Here is a 19,181-nt window from a genome sequence, read left to right on the forward strand (position 1 = left end):
ATGACACAGCAAGCATTAACGCTTAAACAATCAGGAGTTCGCTGGCTATGGCTGGCGCTCCTCATTTTTGTCGCTGACATCGCGATCAAATTGGTGGTGATGAACGGCATGGGGTACGGCTGGGAGAATCGCATCGAGGTTCTGCCATTTTTCAATTTGCTGTACGTGCATAACTACGGTGCCGCATTCAGTTTCCTGAGCGATCAGGCGGGCTGGCAGCGTTGGTTGTTCACTGGGATTGCGTTTGCCGTGGTGGGCCTGTTGGCCTTCTGGATGCGCCGCCTACCGTCGAGTGACAAATGGAATAACATGGCTTACGCATTCATCATTGGTGGTGCGGTCGGCAATGTGTTCGACCGAGTCGTGCACGGTTTTGTGGTCGATTACCTCGACTTCTACTGGGGCACCTACCATTGGCCAGCGTTTAACCTCGCTGACAGCGCCATCTGCATTGGTGCGGCGATGATCATTTTGGATGGTTTTCGCGGTAAAAAGCAGACGGCGTAAGTGATTAAGCCGAAATAACCCTAAGCGCCGCCCGTTGATTCGGGAGGCGCTTTTTGTTATCAAGCAGATTCGATTCAAGAGTATTGGATTGAGCACACGCTGTACCCACCTCATCACACGAAGAAATGAGGGAAACATCCACGAAGGCATTACCCTTCGATTACCTTAAGGAAGCCAGAACGTGACGACACATTCAACAACCATCACTCAAGATTCTACCGTAACGTTGCATTTCACCATCAAACTCAAAGACGGTTCGGTGGCAGACAGCACGCACAACTTTGGCAAAGCGGCCCAGTTGGTGATTGGTGATGGGAGCCTAAGCGACAACTTTGAGCAGTGCTTATTGGGCATGCAAGCAGGCGAAAACAAATCGATTGAACTGGCGGCAGCTGACGCGTTTGGCGCACCGAACCCAGATAACATTCACCACATGGACCGCGCGCGCTTTGTAGGCGATGCTGAAGTAGAAGTGGGCACCATCATGGCCTTCAGCGGTCCCGATGGCATGGAAATTCCGGGCATCATCACGGACATCGCCGGCGATTCCGTCACCGTGGATTTTAACCACCCCTTGGCCGGACAAGATGTGATCTTCGACGTTGAAATTTTGTCTGTCGAATAACTTGCCGTAGAATAGCCAGCCAGAAAGAGAACCATGAGCAAATCCATGAAAATACTGTTAGCAAACCCGCGCGGCTTTTGTGCCGGCGTTGATCGCGCCATCAGCATCGTTGAGCGTGCACTTGAAATGTATCAGCCTCCGATTTATGTCCGTCATGAAGTGGTGCACAACCGCTTTGTGGTAGAAGGGTTGAAGCAGCGCGGTGCGATTTTCGTTGAAGAGCTGCACGAAGTGCCAGACGACAACATCGTGATTTTCTCCGCTCATGGGGTATCACAGGCGGTGCGTATGGAAGCCAAAGCGCGTTCGTTAACGGTGTTCGATGCAACCTGTCCGCTGGTGACCAAAGTGCACATGGAAGTCGCGCGTGCCAGCCGCCGCAACATGGAAGTGGTGCTGATTGGTCACGCCGGGCATCCGGAAGTGGAAGGCACCATGGGGCAATACGCCAGCGACACCGGTGGCATGTATCTGGTGGAAAGACCCGATGATGTGGTTGCGTTGCAACACAAAGTGAAAGATCCGTCTCATCTGCATTATGTCAGTCAGACCACGCTGTCGGTCGATGAAACGGCAGACGTGATTGATAAGCTACGCGAAGTGTTCCCTGAGATTCAAGGACCGCGCAAAGATGACATCTGTTACGCCACGCAAAACCGTCAGGATGCAGTGCGTCTTCTGGCGCAGGATGTGGATGTGATGGTGGTGGTCGGCTCGAAGAACTCCTCAAACTCAACCCGCTTGAAAGAGCTGGCGGAGAAGCTGGGCACGCCGGGTTACCTGACTGATTGCCCGGAAGACATTCATCCAGAATGGTTTGATGGCGTGAGTAAAATCGGTGTCACGGCGGGCGCGTCTGCACCAGAAGAACTGGTCAATCAGATTCTGAACCGCATCAAAGAGTTGGGGGCAACCTCAGTGGATGAAGTGCTGGGCCGTGAAGAGAATATGTTCTTTGAAGTGCCGAAAGAGTTGCAAATTAAGCAGGTCGACTAAGCGAGTTTGTTGGCCGGTGCCAAATGGCAGATTCAAGCCAATCAATTGAATCTAAAAGATACATCTAATCAAAAAGGGCTCCCATGGGAGCCCTTTTGCGAGGTGTGTTGCGGGATTAAGCCGTTTCGGTGACGCCTGAAGGTCTATCTTCATCCGCCAGATCCGTTTCCCCTTTACCTTTAGAAATCTTCATCACGTACAGCGTGATGGCTAGCGTTGCCACAATACCGACGATGGTCGAAATTTGCATTGGCAGACCAAAGCCCAGCGTGCTGTTGTTCAGAATAAAGGTAATACATACCGTGGTCATGAACACGGCTGGAATGGTGGTGATCCAGTGCAGTTTGTTATGACGCAGCAGGTAAGCTGAGGCAGTCCACAACATCATCACGGCCGTGGTTTGGTTTGCGAAACCGAAGTAGCGCCAGATGATACCGAAGTCAACTTGAGTCAGGATGCCACCAATCACGAACAGAGGCATCGCCATCAGCAGACGGTTACGCAGGGTTTTCTGTTCCATGTTGAAGTATTCAGCCAAGATCAGACGGCTGGAGCGGAACGCCGTATCCCCAGAAGTAATCGGCAGGATAACCACACCCAAGAAGGCGATGATGCCGCCGAACACGCCCAGCAGACCAAACGATGCGCTGTATACCACGTTACCAGGGCCACCGTTTTTCACGGCTTCAGACAGCGCGTCCAGCGAGCCGAAGAATGACAATGCAATCGCACACCAAATCAGGGCAATGATGCCTTCACCGATCATGGCGCCGTAGAACACAAAGCGGCCATTCTTTTCGTTTTCAAGACAACGCGCCATCAATGGCGATTGCGTTGCGTGGAAACCGGAGATCGCACCACAGGCGATGGTGATGAACAGGGCAGGCCACAATGGCATGTCGTTCGGGTTCATGTTGTGCAGCATGTCGCTGACTTCAAAGCCACCCAGAACTTGGTGTTCGCTCGAGAACGCGATCGCGGTGATTAGACCAACGGACATGAAAATCAGCAGCGCGCCAAATAGCGGGTAGAAACGACCGATGATTTTATCCACCGGCACGATGGTCGCGATGATGTAGTAAGCAAAGATGATGACAACCATGGTCGACATGCTTACGGTCAAGCTGGTTTGTTCGTTGATCAGGTTGGTGATCATGCCTGCAGGTGCAGAAACGAAAACCACACCAACGAGCAGCAGTAAGACAATGGCAAAAATGTTCATGAAGTGTTTAGCGCCATTGCCTAGGTAACGACCAGACAGTGAAGGAACGGATGCACCGCCGTTACGGATTGACAGCATACCCGAGAAGTAGTCGTGGGTTGCACCCGCAAAGATACAGCCAATCACGATCCACAGCATGGCGGCAGGACCATACAGCGCACCCATGATTGGGCCGAAAATCGGGCCGACACCCGCGATATTGAGCAGTTGAACCAAGTAAACTTTTGGCGTCGACATCGGGACGTAGTCCACACCGTCGGTTTTGGTGTGAGCTGGGGTTTGGCGTTTTTCATTGATGCCGAATACTTTTTCTACGAACGCGCCGTAAATGAAGTATCCACCAATCAAGGCAGCGACACAGGTTAGAAACCACAACATAGCGTTTGTCCTTTATTATGAAGTAGGTGTTATTGAATTAATCTCAGACTGGATACTAAATTATCAATAAGCGAGCTTCATTGGGTTTCCGGGTCAGTGGTCGTATAGTGAATTAAGTGGTATTTGACGCCAGTGAGTGGTTTTTGATGGCGAGTGAACGGCGAGTAACGCAAAATAAGCGCTCATTGCCTATTGTTAAGGATGAACACGTTATCCAAGGGCTAAGTAAAGGTAAAATAATGAAAAAAACAGTATTGATGTTGGTCGTGGCTGGGTTAATGGGCTGTGCCGCCAGTGACAGTGATTTGGCCCAGCAGGGCGATTGGTACCAGATTGGTTACAACGATGGGATCGCCGGACACACCCAACGCTCTCATAAAGCGTTGGCGCAATTAGGCCAAGCTAATCAAGCCGATTACAACCAAGGGTATGTGGAAGGGGTGAATGAGTACTGCAACCCGAATTTCGCTTATCAGATGGGCGTCAACGGCCAGTATTACGAAGGGGTGTGTGAAGGCACCGAACAAGCGCAAAAATTCCGTATGGAATGGCAGCGTGGCTGGAATGAATACAACAACTAATCGGCGCTAGGTAACAAGAGCCATGCATGAAGAATACATCGCCCTGGCATTGGCCGCTGTGGGTGTCGTTGGGCTGGGATGCCAATGGTTGGCGTGGAAACTGCGTCTGCCTGCCATTTTATTTTTGTTGCTGGCGGGAATTCTCGCCGGCCCTGTTTCCGGGGTGCTCAATCCCCAACAACTGCTCGGGGATCTGCTGTTTCCACTGATTTCACTCGCGGTTGCGGTGATTCTGTTTGAAGGCAGTTTAACCCTCAATTTCAAAGAGATTCGCGGCGTCAGCAATACGGTGTGGAGCATCGTGTCTCTGGGCGCATTCATCTCTTGGGGCGTCACTTCGTTTGCCACACATGCGCTGCTTGGCTTTGACTGGCCGCTGGCCTTGCTGTTTGGTAGCTTGACGGTGGTGACTGGCCCGACGGTGATCGTACCGTTGCTGCGTACCGTGCGGCCCAATGCCAAGCTGTCCAACATTTTGCGCTGGGAAGGGATTTTAATTGACCCGCTCGGGGCCCTGTTTGTGGTGATGGTGTATGAGTTCATCGTCTCCAGCAGTGAAGCGCACAGCTTGCACGTGTTTGGTCTGATTTTGCTGGTCGGCGTTGGCATCGGCGTGCTTTCGGGCGCGGCTGTTGCTTATGTTCTGCGCCACGGCGGCTTGCCAGAATACCTGCAGCCGTTTGCGGTTCTGAGTGTGGTGCTCGGCGTGTTTGCGGCGTCCAACGCACTGGAATCGGAGTCGGGTCTGCTGACGGTGACCATCATGGGCATGTGGCTGGCCAATGCCAAAGACGTCAATATTCAGCACATATTACACTTTAAAGAAAATCTCACCGTTCTTCTCATCACCGGACTGTTTATTTTGCTGGCGGCGCGAATTGAAGTGGACGATTTCGCCACACTGGGTTGGAGTGCGATCGCGCTGTTTGTGGTGATGCAATTGGTCTCGCGTCCGCTGTCGATTTTTCTCGCCACGCTGCGCAGCAGTTTGCAGTGGAAAGAGAAAGCGTTTTTGGCCTGGGTGGCACCGCGCGGGATTGTTGCCGCATCGATTTCATCGCTGTTTGCCATCAAGCTGGAATCGTTTGGCATGGCCGAAGCGACGTTGCTGGTGCCGCTGACATTTATGGTCATCATCGGCACTGTGGTGTTGCAAAGCGTTACGGCCAGACCCGTTGCGATTGGATTACAGGTGGCTGAGCCGGCGCCGAAAGGTTTCCTGATTCTGGGCGCGAACGATGTCGCACGTCAGATTGGCGGTGCGATTGCCAAGTACGATTGCCGCGTCGTGCTGACCGATTCCAACTGGGATTACATTCGCCAAGCACGCATGGCTGGGCTGGAGCATTATTACGGCAACCCCATTTCTAGTCACGCAGACGAATACCTGAACTTGATTGGCATTGGTCACGTGCTGGCGCTTAGCCCGGATAAACACTTCAACATCATGGCGTGCATGCAGTTTCTTTCCGACTTCGGAGAGAAGCGTGTGTTCTGTTTGAATGACAACGCAAACGGGAATGGCAATGGCAACGGCAGTGACAAACACACCGTGGCACAGGCATCACATGGGTTGCCCTTTTTAGGGGGCGAGGTGAGTTATAAGAAGCTCGCCAGTTTGCTCAACCAAGGCGGGGAGATCAAACACACCAAACTGAGTGACAACTTCACCTATGACGATTATCAACAGCAGCACAAAGAGAGTTATGTGCTGCCGCTGTTTGTGGTCGATCATCGTGGCCGAATTCAGATGTGTGCGGATGTCGCGAATTTCAGCGCCAAAGAGGGCGAAACTGTGGTTGCCCTGATCAAGAAACCGACCGAGAGCCGTTAGCGGCTCTCGTTGTCATCGTCTGCCATTGCGCGGCGCAGAAAACCGTCGGAGTCAGACAGTTTGGCTTTGGCTTGCGCCGCATCCACGCCAGTCAGGTGCATCAAAATCGCCACTTTGGCGTTGTTGTCACTTTCTGCCAACAGCGCTTCGGCGGTGTGGCGGTCGCAATCGGTCGCTTGCATGACAATGCGCACTGCACGTGCGACCAGCTTTTTGTTGGTCGCTTTCACATCCACCATCAGGTTTTGATAGCTTTTCCCAAGGCGAATCATGCTGGCGGTGGTGAGCATATTGAGCACCAGTTTCTGCGCGGTGCCCGATTTCAATCGCGTGGAGCCGGTTAACGCTTCCGGGCCGACCACCGGGCTGATGGCGATATGGGCCAATTCGGCAATCGGCGAGTTGGGATTGCACGACAGCGCGACGGTGACAGCGCCTAAATCGTTGGCGTATTCCAGCGCACCAATCACATACGGCGTGCGGCCACTGGCGGCAATGCCGACTAGAACATCCTGCGCACTAAAATGAATGGATTTGAGATCATCAATGCCGAGTAGCGGGGAGTCTTCGGCACCTTCTTGCGCGCTAAACATCGCATCGCGCCCGCCCGCAATCAAGCCCACCACCATGTGATGCGAGACTCCAAACGTTGGCGGGCACTCGGAGGCATCGAGTACGCCTAAACGGCCGCTGGTGCCAGCACCCATGTAGATCAGGCGTCCACCTTGCTTGAACGCTTCGGTAATTTTATCGACCGCGAGGGCGATTTCCGGCAAGACTTTTTCGACGGCTAACGGCACCAGTTTGTCTTGCTGATTGAGACGCTGCACGATCTCCTGCGACGAGAGCAGGTCGATATCCATGGTGTCGGGATTGCGACCTTCAGAAACCAGATGGGAGAGGGCAGCGAGCAGGGCATCATTCGTCATGGGGATTATCCATATCGGTTAAATCAAACACAGAAAAGTCAGTTAATCGGCGGGGTAAATCACGCCGAGAGAAGCCAAGCGCGTCGCACCCGTCACACGGGGCAGATTACTCGGCAGATTATGCATGCGGCGTTGCGCCAGCCAAGCAAAGGCCATGGCTTCCATGTAATCGCCATCGACACCTTTGGCGGTGGTCGGCGCTACTTGCCAACCCGGCAGCAAAGCGTGTAATCGCGCCATTAACAACGCATTTTGCGCGCCGCCGCCGCACACCAACAGTTCGGGGGCGGGGCCTTCGGCAAAGCGCTGCACGTCATTGGCAATACTGCGCGCGGTCAGTTCACATAAGGTGCGCTGCACGTTGTTAGCCGCGACATGATGATTGGCCAGTTTGTTGTCCAGCCATGGCAGATTGAACCATTCGCGTCCGGTGCTTTTCGGCGCCGGCTTTGCAAAGTAGTCGTCGCTTAGCAGCGTGGTGAGTAGCGCAGCATCGAGTTCGCCGCTGCGTGCCCAGTCGCCATTGCGATCATACGCTTGGCCGGTGTGGCGCTGGCACCAACCATCCATCAACACGTTGCCAGGGCCGGTGTCATAACCCACCACGTCACCGCCGGGTTTGAGTACCGACACGTTGGCGATGCCGCCGATGTTAAGCACCACCACGCTGGAATCGCGCACATCAAAAATCGTGCGGTGGAATGCTGGCACCAGAGGCGCGCCTTGACCGCCCAATGCGATGTCTTTGCGACGAAAGTCCGCCACAGTGGTAATGCCCGTGCGGGCGGCAAGAATATTGTGGTCGCCAATTTGTAGGGTGAACGGAGTTGCACCGTTTGGCTGGTGGAAGACCGTTTGGCCGTGATTGCCAATCGCGCGAATCTGACTGGCGTGATGGCCGCTGTGCTTCAGGAGGTTGAGCACCGCATCGGCATACAGATGACCGAGCAAGTGATCCAGTGTGCCAATCTCTTGCACGTTGGTTTCCTGGCCCAGACATATCGCCAAGAGGCGCTGCTTGAGATCGGCAGGCATGGGCAGAAAATCGTGTGCCAGCAATTCAATCTGATGGTCCGTCAGGGCGACCAGCGCCGTGTCGACGCCGTCCATGCTGGTGCCGGACATGATGCCGATGTACAGTTCGCGTTCAGTCATTCTGTTATCCGATTGTCATATTTCTCGTTTCCGAGGGCGAAGTCTTTAAAACTCATTGTAATTGAAAAACAAACTGAATAACCTCATTTGCTGTGACAAATTTTGACAATCCACCGTGATGAATGAAGGGGAAAACATGGGACCGTTATGGCTAGACGTTGAAGGTTGTGAACTGACGGCGGAAGACCGCGAAATACTGGCGCATCCTACCGTTGGCGGTGTCATTTTGTTTGCTCGTAACTACCACGACAACCAACAATTATTAGCGCTGAACACCGCCATTCGTCAGGCGGCGAAGCGCCCGATCCTGATTGGGGTGGATCAAGAAGGTGGCCGCGTGCAGCGCTTTCGTGACGGGTTCAGCAAGATCCCTGCCGCGCAGCTTTATGCGCGCAGCGACAATAGTACGCAGTTGGCCGAAGACGGCGGCTGGTTGATGGCGGCGGAACTCATCGCACACGACATTGATCTCAGCTTTGCGCCCGTATTGGATAAGGGGTTTGATTGCCGTGCAATTGGCAACCGTGCCTTTGGTGACGATGTGCAAACCGTGTTGACCTACAGCAGCGCCTATATGCGCGGCATGAAATCTGTGGGGATGGCGACCACCGGCAAACACTTTCCCGGTCACGGTGCGGTGATTGCCGATTCCCATCTGGAAACGCCTTACGATGAACGTGATTCGATTGCTGACGACATGACGATTTTCCGCGCGCAGATTGAAGCGGGCATTTTGGATGCCATGATGCCTGCGCACGTGATTTACCCGCACTATGATGCCCAGCCCGCCAGCGGCTCTCCGTATTGGCTGAAACAGGTTTTGCGTCAGGAACTGGGTTTTCAAGGCATCGTGTTCTCGGATGACTTGAGCATGGAAGGTGCGGCGATCATGGGCGGCCCGGCAGAGCGTGCGCAGCAGTCGCTGGATGCCGGTTGCGACATGGTGTTGATGTGCAACAAGCGCGAATCGGCAGTCGCGGTGTTGGATCAGCTACCAATCAGTGTGGTGCCGCAAGCGCAGTCGCTGCTGAAACAGCAACAGTTCAGCTACCGTGAACTGAAAGCGACTGAGCGTTGGAAGCAGGCGTCTCAAGCGCTGCAGCGTTTGATTGACGCGCACAGCTAACGGCACATTCTGAATCAAGAAAAGGCTCCCACGGGAGCCTTTTGTCATTGCAGCGATTTTGCGGTCAACGGTTAGTGGAAGCCCAGTTTCTCTTTTAGTTCTTTGAGGTAACGGCGACTGACGGGCACTTGATGGCCGGAGCGGGTGATGATCTCCGCCAACCCGTTTTCCAACAGTTTGATTTCTTTGATCGCTTTGGTGTTCACCAGATACTGGCGATGGCAGCGCACCAACGGCGTTTTCTCTTCCAAAATTTTGAGCGTCAACTGGCTGGTGGCGCGTTGCTGATGGGTTTGTACGTGCACGCCGCTGATGTCGCTAAACGCAAACTCCACATCGACTGTCGGCACAATCACAATGCGGTTCAGGCCAATGCACGGCACCTGATCCAGATTATTCGGCGCCAGGGCGGAGTAGTCTTGCGTCTTGTTCACGCTGCGCCCCAAGCGTTGGATGGTTTTTTCCAACCTTGCCGGATCAATCGGCTTGAGTAGGTAATCAAACGCATTGTCTTCAAACGCTTGCAGCGCGTATTGATCATAAGCGGTGACAAACACCACTTTGGGCATGGTGTCTGGATCAAGCATGCCCAGCAACTCAATGCCGGTGATTTGTGGCATCTGAATGTCCAGAAACACCACGTCTGGCTTGAGCTGATTGATTTTTTTGAGCCCTTCGATGGCGTTGTTGGCTTCGCCAATCACCTCGACCTCACCACTCTCTTCCAGCAATTCTGTCAGCTCTTCCCGAGCGAAGAGTTCGTCATCAATGACCAGTGCAGATAGCATTAATACGTTCCTTTATGCGGAATGATAAAACTCATCCGCGTGTATTGATTGGGTTCCACTTCAATGTTCAGCGCGGAGCTGGCGCCGAATTTATAGGTCAGGCGCTTGGCCACAATTTGCATGCCGAGGCCATCATGATCCTCACGTGGCGCTTGGTAGCTGCCAGCATTGTCTTCCACCACGATGCGGTGCCCATGTGTATCGGCCATGCTGTAGATGCGCACTTTGCCCCCTTCGAGCAAGTTGGAGGTGCCATGTTTGATGGCGTTTTCCACCAACGGCTGCAAGGTAAAACTCGGCACGTTGCGCTCCAGCAGCGCTTCGTCGATGGCAATTTCGACATCCAGCCGATCGCTAAAGCGTGCTTTTTCAATCGTCAGATAGGCATTGACGTGGGCCAGCTCTTCTTTGAGTGTCACGGTGCCGATGTTCTGCTTAAGGTTGCTGCGAAAGAACTGCGACAGGTGTTGGATCAGCTCGCGCGCTTTGTTGGGATCGCGGCGGATCACTGCGCTGATGGTGTTGAGCGCGTTAAACAGGAAATGCGGATTGACCTGCGCTTGCAGCAGTTTGATTTCCGCGCGCGACAACAAAATTTGTTTCTCTTGATACTCGCCATACAGAATCTGACTCGACAGCATCTGGGCGATGCCTTCCGCCATCGACATGTTGATGGTTGAAAACAGCTTCCGTTTCGGTTCGTACAGCTTAATGGTGCCGATGACCCGATCACCGGCGCGAAGCGGAATGATCAGCGCCGAACCGAGTTTACAGGTTTTCGACAGTGAACACTGATACGGGTGCTCTTTGCCGTCGAGGTAGATGATGGCGTTGCGCGCAATGGCATCCAGCGTGCTTTGCGATGAAATTGGCGTATTGGGTTTGTGGTGATCATCGCCGATGCCCACGAAGGCAAGAATCTTCTCACGGTCGGTAATCGACACCGCGCCCACGTTGGTTTGTTCGTAAACGATGCGTGCGATCTTCTCGGCATTCTGCGGGTTGAAGCCTGCGGCCAGAATGCCGACCGAGCGTTCGGCAATGTTCAGTGCCCGGCGTGAAAACGTGGCCGAGTACTCTTCAAAGATGGTTTTGCGATCTTGCAGAATGCTCATAAACAGCGCCGCACCGACTGAGTTGGCGATGATCATTGGCGCCGCGATGGTGGAGACCAGCGCATAGGCTTCATCGTACGGTTCGGCAATCATCAGAATCAGCAGCATTTGCACGATTTCGGCAAACAGCGTGACGGCAAACACCACGCTTGGGCTAAACAGCAAACGGCCTTTGCCTTTGCGCAGCAGATAGGTATGCAGTAAGCCGCCAATGATGCCTTCGGCGGTGGTCGAGACCGCGCAGGCCACGTCGGTAAATCCCCCTAACGTGTAGCGGTGAATCCCGCCGGTAAAACCGACCGCAAAGCCAATCACGGGGCCACCAAACAATCCGCCCATTACGGCGCCAATCGCTCGGGTATTGGCAATCGCATCGTTGATTTGCAGGCCAAAGTAGGTGCCCATGATGCAAAACAGGGAAAACAGCACATAAACACTGAGCTTGTGATTTAAGCGACGTGAGATATTAAGCAGCGGCAAAAAGATGGGGGTCTTGCTGAGCATGTAAGCCAGAACCAGATACACACACATCTGCTGCAACAGAGAGAGAACTAAATCCATATACCTTTCTTCATTGAATGCGAGACGTCATGCCTCGATGTCAATCTCATGTTTGTCACCGCTTTCTGAAGCCTGCCGTTGACGCACAGAGAAAGGGTGTGAATGTGGTTATTTTAGGGGAGTTAGAACGAATAAAACACGCTTGATTCGTAACTTTGGGTATCAAGCAGCGAAAATAATGAATGTAAATTTAAGTTTACATTAAATGTTTTTTAATATTTACACTTGCATTGTTTTTAAAGGCTGTTAATTTGTTGTTTATTCGGTTTAGGCACTCATGACGATGTTGAGTGTAAATAAATTTATACAGGTGGTGCGATGAAGAAAAGTGAACTAAGCGATATCAACATTGTTGATGAACAGATACTGATTACCCCGGATGCACTGAAGGCAAAATTGCCATTGAGTGACAACGCGCGTCGTTTTATCCGTGAATCGCGTCAAACCGTTGCGGACATTATTCACAAACGTGACCATCGCCTGTTGATTGTGTGTGGCCCGTGTTCGATTCACGATGTGGATGCAGCCAAAGCGTACGCCAAGCGCCTAAAAGCACTGTCAGAACAACTGAAAGATCAACTCTACATCGTGATGCGCGTGTACTTTGAAAAGCCGCGCACCACCGTGGGCTGGAAAGGCCTGATCAACGATCCGCATCTCGACGGCACATTTGACATTGAGCACGGTCTACATGTTGGCCGCCAACTGCTGGTGGAACTGGCGGAGATGGAAATTCCGCTGGCGACCGAAGCGCTGGATCCGATCAGCCCGCAATACTTGGCTGATACGTTTAGCTGGGCGGCGATTGGCGCGCGCACCACGGAATCACAAACGCACCGCGAGATGGCCAGCGGCCTCTCAATGCCGATTGGCTTTAAAAATGGGACTGATGGCAGTTTGTCCACGGCGATCAACGCCATGCAGGCCGCATCGTCGAATCACCGCTTTATGGGGATTAACCGTGAAGGGCAGGTGGCGCTGCTGACCACCCAAGGCAACGCCAATGGCCACGTGATTCTGCGCGGTGGCAAGCAGACCAACTACGATTCAGTCTCTGTGGCGGAATGTGAAGAAGCACTAGAAAAAGCGGGCTTAGACGCCGCGCTGATGGTTGACTGTAGTCACGCCAACTCACGCAAAGATTACCGTCGTCAGCCGCTGGTCGCTGAGGATGTGATTCACCAAATTCGTGAAGGTAATCAGTCGATTATCGGTCTAATGATCGAAAGTCATCTCAACGAAGGTAACCAATCAGCAGAGCAGCCGCTGGATCAAATGGCTTACGGTGTGTCGATTACGGATGCGTGTATTAATTGGGAATCAACTGAGGCATTATTACGCCACGCTCATCAGGAGCTGATTCCCTGTTTAGAAAATCGCCTCAAAGGTTAAGTAAAGGATTGCCCATGGCCGTAGAACTCAATGAATTGCGTGATCAGATTGACGCTGTCGACAAGCAGATGGTGGAACTGTTGGCTCGTCGTCTGGCGTTAGTGGAAAAGGTTGGCGAGGTCAAAAGTAAACATGGCCTGCCCATCTATGTTCCCGACCGAGAAGCCGCCATGCTGGCCTCTCGCCGTGAAGAAGCGGAGCGCAAAGGCGTGCCACCGCAACTCATTGAAGACATTCTGCGCCGCACCATGCGTGAGTCATACGCCAGTGAAAAAGATTCTGGCTTTAAATGCCTCAACCCTGAACTGCGTTCGGTGGTGATCATCGGGGGGAACGGTCAGTTAGGTGGTCTGTTTGGCCGCATGTTCCGACTCTCGGGCTACCAAGTGAAAGTCTTGGGCAGCAAAGATTGGGATCGCGCCGATGAACTGCTCAGTGATGCAGGTTTGGTGGTGGTCACGGTGCCCATTCATCTCACGTTGGGCGTGATTGAAAAACTGAACAACTTGCCGAAAGACTGCATTTTGTGCGACCTGACCTCGATCAAGGCCAAGCCGCTGCAAGCGATGCTCAAAGCGCACCAAGGTCCGGTAGTTGGTTTACACCCGATGTTTGGCCCCGACGTGCCGAGTTTGGCAAAGCAGGTGGTGGTGTACTGCGACGGTCGCGGTGAAGAACATTACCAATGGTTGCTAAAACAGATTGGGATTTGGGGAGCGAGTTTGTGCCAAATTGATGCGGCAGAACACGACCACGGCATGACCCTGATTCAGGCGCTGCGTCACTTTACGTCGTTCGCCTACGGTCTACACCTGTCGAAAGTGAATCCGAATCTGGCTCAATTGCTGACGCTCAGTTCGCCGATTTACCGCTTAGAGCTGGCGATGGTTGGGCGTCTGTTTGGTCAGGATCCGAATTTGTACGGCGACATTATTCTCTCGTCGGAAGAGAACGTGGAGATGATTCAACACTTCTACCGCAACTTTGGTGAAGCGGTCAAACTGATTGCTGACCATGACAAAGACGGGTTTGTACAGAATTTTGAAAAAGTCAGCCAATGGTTTGGCAACTACTCTCAGCAATTCATGCTTGAGAGCCAGAATTTATTAAAACAAGCAAATGACTCGATTCATCGAGGCTAATCTCCCCCGAATATTCGCGCTGCTTTGGCAGCGCTTTTTTTGCCTGTGCGTCACGCGTCCTCGCTGTCGCCCAAATCCGCTAGGTATTCCATTTCACGATGCAACAAACTGTCGCTGCCGACGTTCAGCTCCACCAACCGTTTGAGATGGCCAATGCTGTCAATGTCAATGTGGTCGATTTTGAGGCGTAAAATACGTTCATCCTGACTGATGAGGCGTGCGGTCAATGTGATGTTGATGTCGCTGTCGGGCAGCATAAAGGCCACATCGACCAATCTGGTGGGGTCTAAATCGGGCTCATCGACGGCCCATAACAGCAGCCCATGTAGCGACAAGTCCTGAATACAGGTCGCCAATTGATACTCTCCCTGAAAGAGAGTGGCCGGAGCCTGATAAATGATGCGGGAAAATCGGCGGCGTTCAATCATAGCGTTCTCACTTTACTGGCAGGTCAAGCCTTTCAAGCATAGCAAACCTGAGCCGATTCCACCGAATGAGTGATCGCCAATCGTCGCCATAAAAAAAAGGCCGCATGATGCGGCCTTTCAATTGCGTCTGCGAATGACTTGCGAGTCTGCGAATTACTTGGCAATACGTTTGTATTTGATGCGGTGTGGTTCTGCCGCTTCAGGGCCAAGGGTTTTCTTCAGCCAATCCATGTATTCGGTGTAGTTGCCTTCGTAGAAGTTCACTTGACCTTCATCGCGGTAGTCGATGATGTGGGTCGCGATACGGTCGAGGAACCAACGGTCGTGCGAGATCACCATGGCACAGCCCGGGAATTCCAGCAGCGCTTCTTCCAGTGCACGCAATGTTTCAACGTCCAGATCGTTGGTTGGTTCGTCGAGCAACAGCACGTTACCGCCGGCTTTCAGCAGTTTCGCCAAGTGCACGCGGTTACGCTCACCACCAGACAGTTCGCCGATCACTTTTTGTTGATCTGAGCCTTTGAAGTTAAAGCGAGAGCAGTACGCACGCGCTGGAATTTCAAAGTTGTTGATCTTGATGATGTCTGCGCCTTCCGAGATTTCTTGGAACACGGTGTTCTTGTCGTTCATTGAATCACGGAACTGATCCACAGACGCCAGTTTCACCGTGTCGCCCATTTCGATGGTACCGGAATCGGGTTGTTCTACGCCGCTCAGCATCTTGAACAGTGTGGATTTACCTGCACCGTTGGCACCGATGATGCCGACAATCGCACCTTTTGGCATGTTGAATGACAGATCGTCGATCAGCAGACGGCCGTCAAATGACTTGCTCAGGTTCTTCACTTCGATCACTTTGTCGCCCAGACGTTCGCCTGGCGGAATGAACAGTTCGTTCGTCTCGTTACGTTTCTGGTGATCAGTGCTTTGCAGTTCTTCAAAGCGAGCCATACGTGCTTTTGATTTTGCTTGACGACCTTTCGGGTTTTTACGAACCCACTCCAGCTCTTTCTCGATGGTTTTTTGACGAGCGCTTTCTTGCGATGCTTCTTGTTGCAGACGCGCATCTTTTTGCTCTAGCCACGAGGTGTAGTTGCCTTGCCATGGAATCCCTTCGCCACGGTCAAGTTCTAGAATCCAGCCCGCTGCGTTGTCTAGGAAGTAACGGTCGTGCGTGATGGCCACGACGGTACCTGAGTAATCCACCAGGAAGCGTTCCAGCCAAGCCACAGATTCCGCATCCAAGTGGTTGGTTGGTTCGTCGAGCAGCAGCATGTCTGGTTTTTCTAGCAGCAGACGACAGATCGCAACACGGCGACGCTCACCACCAGACAGATGGGCAATTTTCTGATCCCATTCCGGCAGACGCAGCGCATTGGCGGCACGCTCAAGCGCGTTTTCAAGGTTGTGGCCATCTTTCGCTTGGATCAGGGCTTCGAGGTCGCCTTGCTCTTTAGCCAGTGCGTCGAAGTCTGCGCCGTCTTCAGCGTAGGCCGCGTAAACTTCATCCAGACGCTTGAGAGCGCCTGCAACGTCAGAAACGGCTTCTTCAACCACTTCGCGAACGGTTTTTGATTCATCCAGGACGGGTTCCTGAGGCAGGTAACCGACTTTTAGACCTGGTTGTGGACGTGCTTCGCCATCGATATCGGTGTCGATGCCCGCCATGATACGTAGCAGAGTCGATTTACCCGCACCGTTCAGACCCAAAACACCGATTTTTGCCCCTGGGAAGAAACTCAGAGAGATGTCTTTTAGAATTTGACGCTTAGGTGGCACAATTTTGCTCACCCGTGACATGGTATATACGTATTCAGCCATTGCCGATCGTTCCTAATCTTTCCAACAGAATAAAGCCGACATTCTATACTAAAGCATTCTCATTTGTTACTAGCGACCAAGCTTTTCCCGCGTAATTGATGAGTCGCTCTAATAGTGTTTGCTGAGTTTGTAACGCTGACACTTTTTTTATTCTCTGTCGCATTATTTACATCAAGTTTACATCTGGCTGCTTTACATTTCGCGCTAGAATTAGCGTAATAAATGTCGGTTAAATCAGCTTTAAAGGAATAAGAGCCATGACGCTTTGGTGTGTTTTTAAGCCGCATCGTCTTGTATCGTCAATGTTGATGTTCAGTTCATTGATTAGCGGCACAGCGTTTTCAAGCTCTCTTGATCTGGACGCTCAGCGGGATCTGTATGATCAAGCCCAGCAGTGGCTTGATGACAAAAATGTAGATGAATTTAAGAAACACCGCCGTCAGTTGGCCGATTATCCACTGACGCCCTACCTCGATTACCGCAGTTTTCTCATTGATTTGGGTTCCAAGCCCCCGATTGCGGTGCGGGCGTTTATCGATACGCACCATGATTTTCCCTTTGCCAATCGCATCAGTGCGCCGTATCTGGATGCACTCGCCAGTCAGGAGAAGTGGGGCGCGTTGCTACAGTTTTCGCCCAACGAACCCAATGGGGAAACGTATCGCTGCCACTATTACAACGCCAAGTTGCAAACGGGCAAACGGGCAGAAGCCTACGCGGGTGCGAAATCGCTGTGGCTCAGTGGCGGCAGCGTTGCGGATGCCTGTGACCCGCTGTTTGAGGCGTGGGACAAGCAAGGTGGCCTCACGGATACCTTGGTCTTGGATCGCATGGTGCTGGCCTTTGAAGGCCGTAACCGCGCGCTGATGAAGTACCTACTCAAGAAAATCGATCGCCCAGCCAACGCCAGCATCGCGCAAGAGATGATCGACTTATACGACAAACCGGAAACGGTGGTGGCGTTTGCACAGCGGCATGCCAAAGCGGCGCTGGCACGTCGCCAAGCTGAGTTGGCGTTGGAAAAACTGGCGCGCATCGATGAACTGAAGGCGCAACGTGCATTGGCCGAGGTGGTCAAAGCGCAGCATTGGAGCGCCGCTCAACAGGCACGCATTGGTCAATACATTGCGCTGCGAATGATGGATGCCGAATCACTGGAACTGCGTCAATGGCGCGATGGCGTGATTGCGGGCAGCAGTAACATCAACCTGATTGAAACCCGCATTCGTTTGGCGCTACGCCATGTGGATTGGCAGGGCGTGACCGATTGGATTCAGCAACTCCCTCCAGCAGAGCAAGCGACCACGCGTTGGCAATATTGGCTCGGTCGCAGTGACATGGCGCTTGGGCACAAAGATGCGGGAATAAAACGGCTACAAGCGATTTTAGGGGAGCGCAATTTTTACAGCGTTGCGGCCGCCAAAGCGGTGCAACAATCGGTGAATTATCCGGTGTCGACGCTTGATCTCGATTCGAACAAGGTCAAACCGTATCAAACGGCGCTGGTGAGAATTCAAGAGCTGATTGATCGCGATAAAATTGCCGCGGCGAAAAGTGAATGGAGCTGGTTGCTCAGCCGCGTCACGCTGGAAGAAAAAGAGATGTTGGCCGCCTATGCGGCAAGTAAACGTTGGCATCACCTGACGGTCACGGCTTCGATTTCGGCACGCATGTGGGACAACATGACGCTGCGCTTTCCGATGGCGCATCAATGGTGGTTTAACTTCTACGGTGAAAAACACGGCATTGATCCGATCATGCTGATGTCGCTTGCGCGTCAGGAGAGTGCAATGGATTCGGAAGCCCGCTCGCCTGTGGGCGCTCGTGGCATCATGCAGATCATGCCTGCGACCGCGCGCTATACGGCGAAGAAATACCAGCTCACGTATGATGATGCGGATGAGTTGTACCAAGTCGGCAAGAACATCGAAATCGGCAGCCATTATCTCAATGGTTTGCTGGAACGATATGACAACAATCGAATCTTTGCTTTTGCGGCGTACAATGCCGGCCCGCAACGGGTCGACCGTTGGCGCAAAGAAACCGATGGCCAGTTGGATGCATACGCTTTCATCGAAGCGATTCCATTTCGAGAAACACGCGGCTACGTGCAGAACATTTTGATGTTTGAAACCTACTACCGTGACTTGATGGGCGTGGACGGTGCATTTTTAAATCAGCATGAGGTGGAGACAAAATATTGATTCTGTTTGAGTGTTCTCTACAATAGAGGCGTGTATCACTCAACGAGTACAATCATGTCCCAACAACCTGAGTACAGTGACTGGTCGCAGTTGATGACGTTAGTCAAACAGGCCGCAGACCAAGAGCAGCACGCGATGCTGCTAACGATGTTAATGACCCCAGATGAGCGCGAAGCGTTGGTGGCGAGGGTCAATATTCTCTGTGAACTGTTGAAAGGTGAGATGTCACAACGACAGGTGAGTCAAATGTTACGGGTCGGTGTTGCGACAATTACTCGTGGCTCCAACGAACTGAAATCTCGTTCTGACGCCGATCGGGCCATCTTGAGTCAATTGATTCTGAAATAAAAAAACCAGCCTTGGGGCTGGTTTTTTTA

At 52.6% G+C, this 19,181-nt stretch carries 17 protein-coding genes; 10 read left to right on the forward strand and 7 right to left on the reverse strand.

The features are described from left to right. From lspA to ispH, 3 genes are all read left to right on the forward strand, one after another. The gene (gene lspA / locus ACF8PK_RS22560) at nucleotides 1–507 is read left to right on the forward strand and encodes a signal peptidase II (protein WP_004728875.1); all 507 of its coding nucleotides are present in this window, start codon (nucleotides 1–3) and stop codon (nucleotides 505–507) included. Nucleotides 508–688: 181 nt separating this feature from the next. Continuing rightward, entirely contained in the window at nucleotides 689–1,132 is a 444-nt protein-coding gene (gene fkpB / locus ACF8PK_RS22565; protein ID WP_004728873.1) for an FKBP-type peptidyl-prolyl cis-trans isomerase, read from the forward strand. Nucleotides 1,133–1,165: 33 nt separating this feature from the next. Further along, complete coding sequence (gene ispH / locus ACF8PK_RS22570; protein WP_004728872.1) at nucleotides 1,166–2,128, forward strand: 4-hydroxy-3-methylbut-2-enyl diphosphate reductase; 963 nt, start codon at nucleotides 1,166–1,168, stop codon at nucleotides 2,126–2,128. 115 nt (nucleotides 2,129–2,243) lie between these two features. On the opposite strand, the gene ACF8PK_RS22575 is transcribed toward ispH, so the two are convergent. Next, nucleotides 2,244–3,728 carry a carbon starvation protein A gene (locus tag ACF8PK_RS22575; protein ID WP_392443681.1) on the reverse strand — a complete coding sequence of 495 codons (1,485 nt, stop codon included), beginning with the start codon at nucleotides 3,726–3,728 and terminating at the stop codon, nucleotides 2,244–2,246. A gap of 239 nt (nucleotides 3,729–3,967) precedes the next feature. Here ACF8PK_RS22575 and ACF8PK_RS22580 point away from each other — a divergent pair, with 239 nt between their 5' ends. Together ACF8PK_RS22580 and ACF8PK_RS22585 are read left to right on the forward strand one after the other, a co-directional pair. Then, nucleotides 3,968–4,309: a DUF2799 domain-containing protein gene (locus ACF8PK_RS22580; RefSeq protein ID WP_004728867.1), complete on the forward strand. Its 342-nt coding sequence runs from the start codon at nucleotides 3,968–3,970 to the stop codon at nucleotides 4,307–4,309. Nucleotides 4,310–4,331: 22 nt separating this feature from the next. Further along, nucleotides 4,332–6,143: a cation:proton antiporter gene (locus ACF8PK_RS22585; protein WP_392443683.1), complete on the forward strand. Its 1,812-nt coding sequence runs from the start codon at nucleotides 4,332–4,334 to the stop codon at nucleotides 6,141–6,143. Here the strand turns inward: ACF8PK_RS22585 and murQ are convergent. Continuing rightward, a complete protein-coding gene (murQ, locus tag ACF8PK_RS22590; protein WP_004728863.1) occupies nucleotides 6,140–7,072 on the reverse strand; it encodes an N-acetylmuramic acid 6-phosphate etherase in 933 nt (310 codons plus the stop codon). The two genes, ACF8PK_RS22585 and murQ, sit on opposite strands and share 4 nt — an antisense overlap. 42 nt (nucleotides 7,073–7,114) lie before the next feature. Next, the gene (locus ACF8PK_RS22595; protein WP_392443686.1) at nucleotides 7,115–8,227 is read right to left on the reverse strand and encodes an anhydro-N-acetylmuramic acid kinase; all 1,113 of its coding nucleotides are present in this window, start codon (nucleotides 8,225–8,227) and stop codon (nucleotides 7,115–7,117) included. Nucleotides 8,228–8,363: 136 nt separating this feature from the next. On the opposite strand from ACF8PK_RS22595, the gene nagZ reads away from it, so the two are divergent. Continuing rightward, nucleotides 8,364–9,353, forward strand: a complete 990-nt coding sequence (nagZ, locus tag ACF8PK_RS22600; protein WP_392443689.1) for a beta-N-acetylhexosaminidase — start codon at nucleotides 8,364–8,366, stop codon at nucleotides 9,351–9,353. Nucleotides 9,354–9,424: 71 nt separating this feature from the next. On the opposite strand, the gene btsR is transcribed toward nagZ, so the two are convergent. Together btsR and ACF8PK_RS22610 are read right to left on the reverse strand one after the other, a co-directional pair. Further along, nucleotides 9,425–10,141, reverse strand: coding sequence for a two-component system response regulator BtsR (btsR, locus tag ACF8PK_RS22605; RefSeq protein WP_392443692.1), 717 nt, complete (start codon nucleotides 10,139–10,141; stop codon nucleotides 9,425–9,427). After that, nucleotides 10,141–11,817: a LytS/YhcK type 5TM receptor domain-containing protein gene (locus ACF8PK_RS22610; protein WP_392443695.1), complete on the reverse strand. Its 1,677-nt coding sequence runs from the start codon at nucleotides 11,815–11,817 to the stop codon at nucleotides 10,141–10,143. Before ACF8PK_RS22610 ends, btsR begins: the two co-directional genes overlap by 1 nt. A gap of 318 nt (nucleotides 11,818–12,135) precedes the next feature. Here ACF8PK_RS22610 and ACF8PK_RS22615 point away from each other — a divergent pair, with 318 nt between their 5' ends. Further along, a complete protein-coding gene (locus ACF8PK_RS22615) occupies nucleotides 12,136–13,209 on the forward strand; it encodes a 3-deoxy-7-phosphoheptulonate synthase (RefSeq protein WP_004728853.1) in 1,074 nt (357 codons plus the stop codon). 14 nt (nucleotides 13,210–13,223) lie between these two features. Continuing rightward, entirely contained in the window at nucleotides 13,224–14,351 is a 1,128-nt protein-coding gene (gene tyrA / locus ACF8PK_RS22620) for a bifunctional chorismate mutase/prephenate dehydrogenase (RefSeq protein WP_014204518.1), read from the forward strand. 50 nt (nucleotides 14,352–14,401) lie between these two features. Here the strand turns inward: tyrA and ACF8PK_RS22625 are convergent, their stop codons facing one another. Beyond that, complete coding sequence (locus tag ACF8PK_RS22625; RefSeq protein ID WP_004728849.1) at nucleotides 14,402–14,779, reverse strand: PilZ domain-containing protein; 378 nt, start codon at nucleotides 14,777–14,779, stop codon at nucleotides 14,402–14,404. A 153-nt stretch (nucleotides 14,780–14,932) separates the two neighbouring features. Beyond that, nucleotides 14,933–16,600 carry an energy-dependent translational throttle protein EttA gene (ettA, locus tag ACF8PK_RS22630; RefSeq protein WP_004728847.1) on the reverse strand — a complete coding sequence of 556 codons (1,668 nt, stop codon included), beginning with the start codon at nucleotides 16,598–16,600 and terminating at the stop codon, nucleotides 14,933–14,935. A 257-nt stretch (nucleotides 16,601–16,857) separates the two neighbouring features. Between ettA and sltY the strand changes: the two genes are divergently transcribed. Continuing rightward, nucleotides 16,858–18,804, forward strand: a complete 1,947-nt coding sequence (gene sltY / locus ACF8PK_RS22635) for a murein transglycosylase (protein WP_286279588.1) — start codon at nucleotides 16,858–16,860, stop codon at nucleotides 18,802–18,804. Between the two features lie 54 nt (nucleotides 18,805–18,858). Next, on the forward strand, nucleotides 18,859–19,152 hold the full coding sequence (trpR, locus tag ACF8PK_RS22640; RefSeq protein ID WP_004728843.1) for a trp operon repressor: 294 nt from the start codon (nucleotides 18,859–18,861) through the stop codon (nucleotides 19,150–19,152). The last annotated feature ends 29 nt before the right edge of the window (nucleotides 19,153–19,181 follow it).

Origin of the sequence: Vibrio sp. CJQ_6, assembly GCF_043106745.1 — a bacterium.
Taxonomy (GTDB): Bacteria; Pseudomonadota; Gammaproteobacteria; order Enterobacterales; family Vibrionaceae; genus Vibrio; species Vibrio furnissii.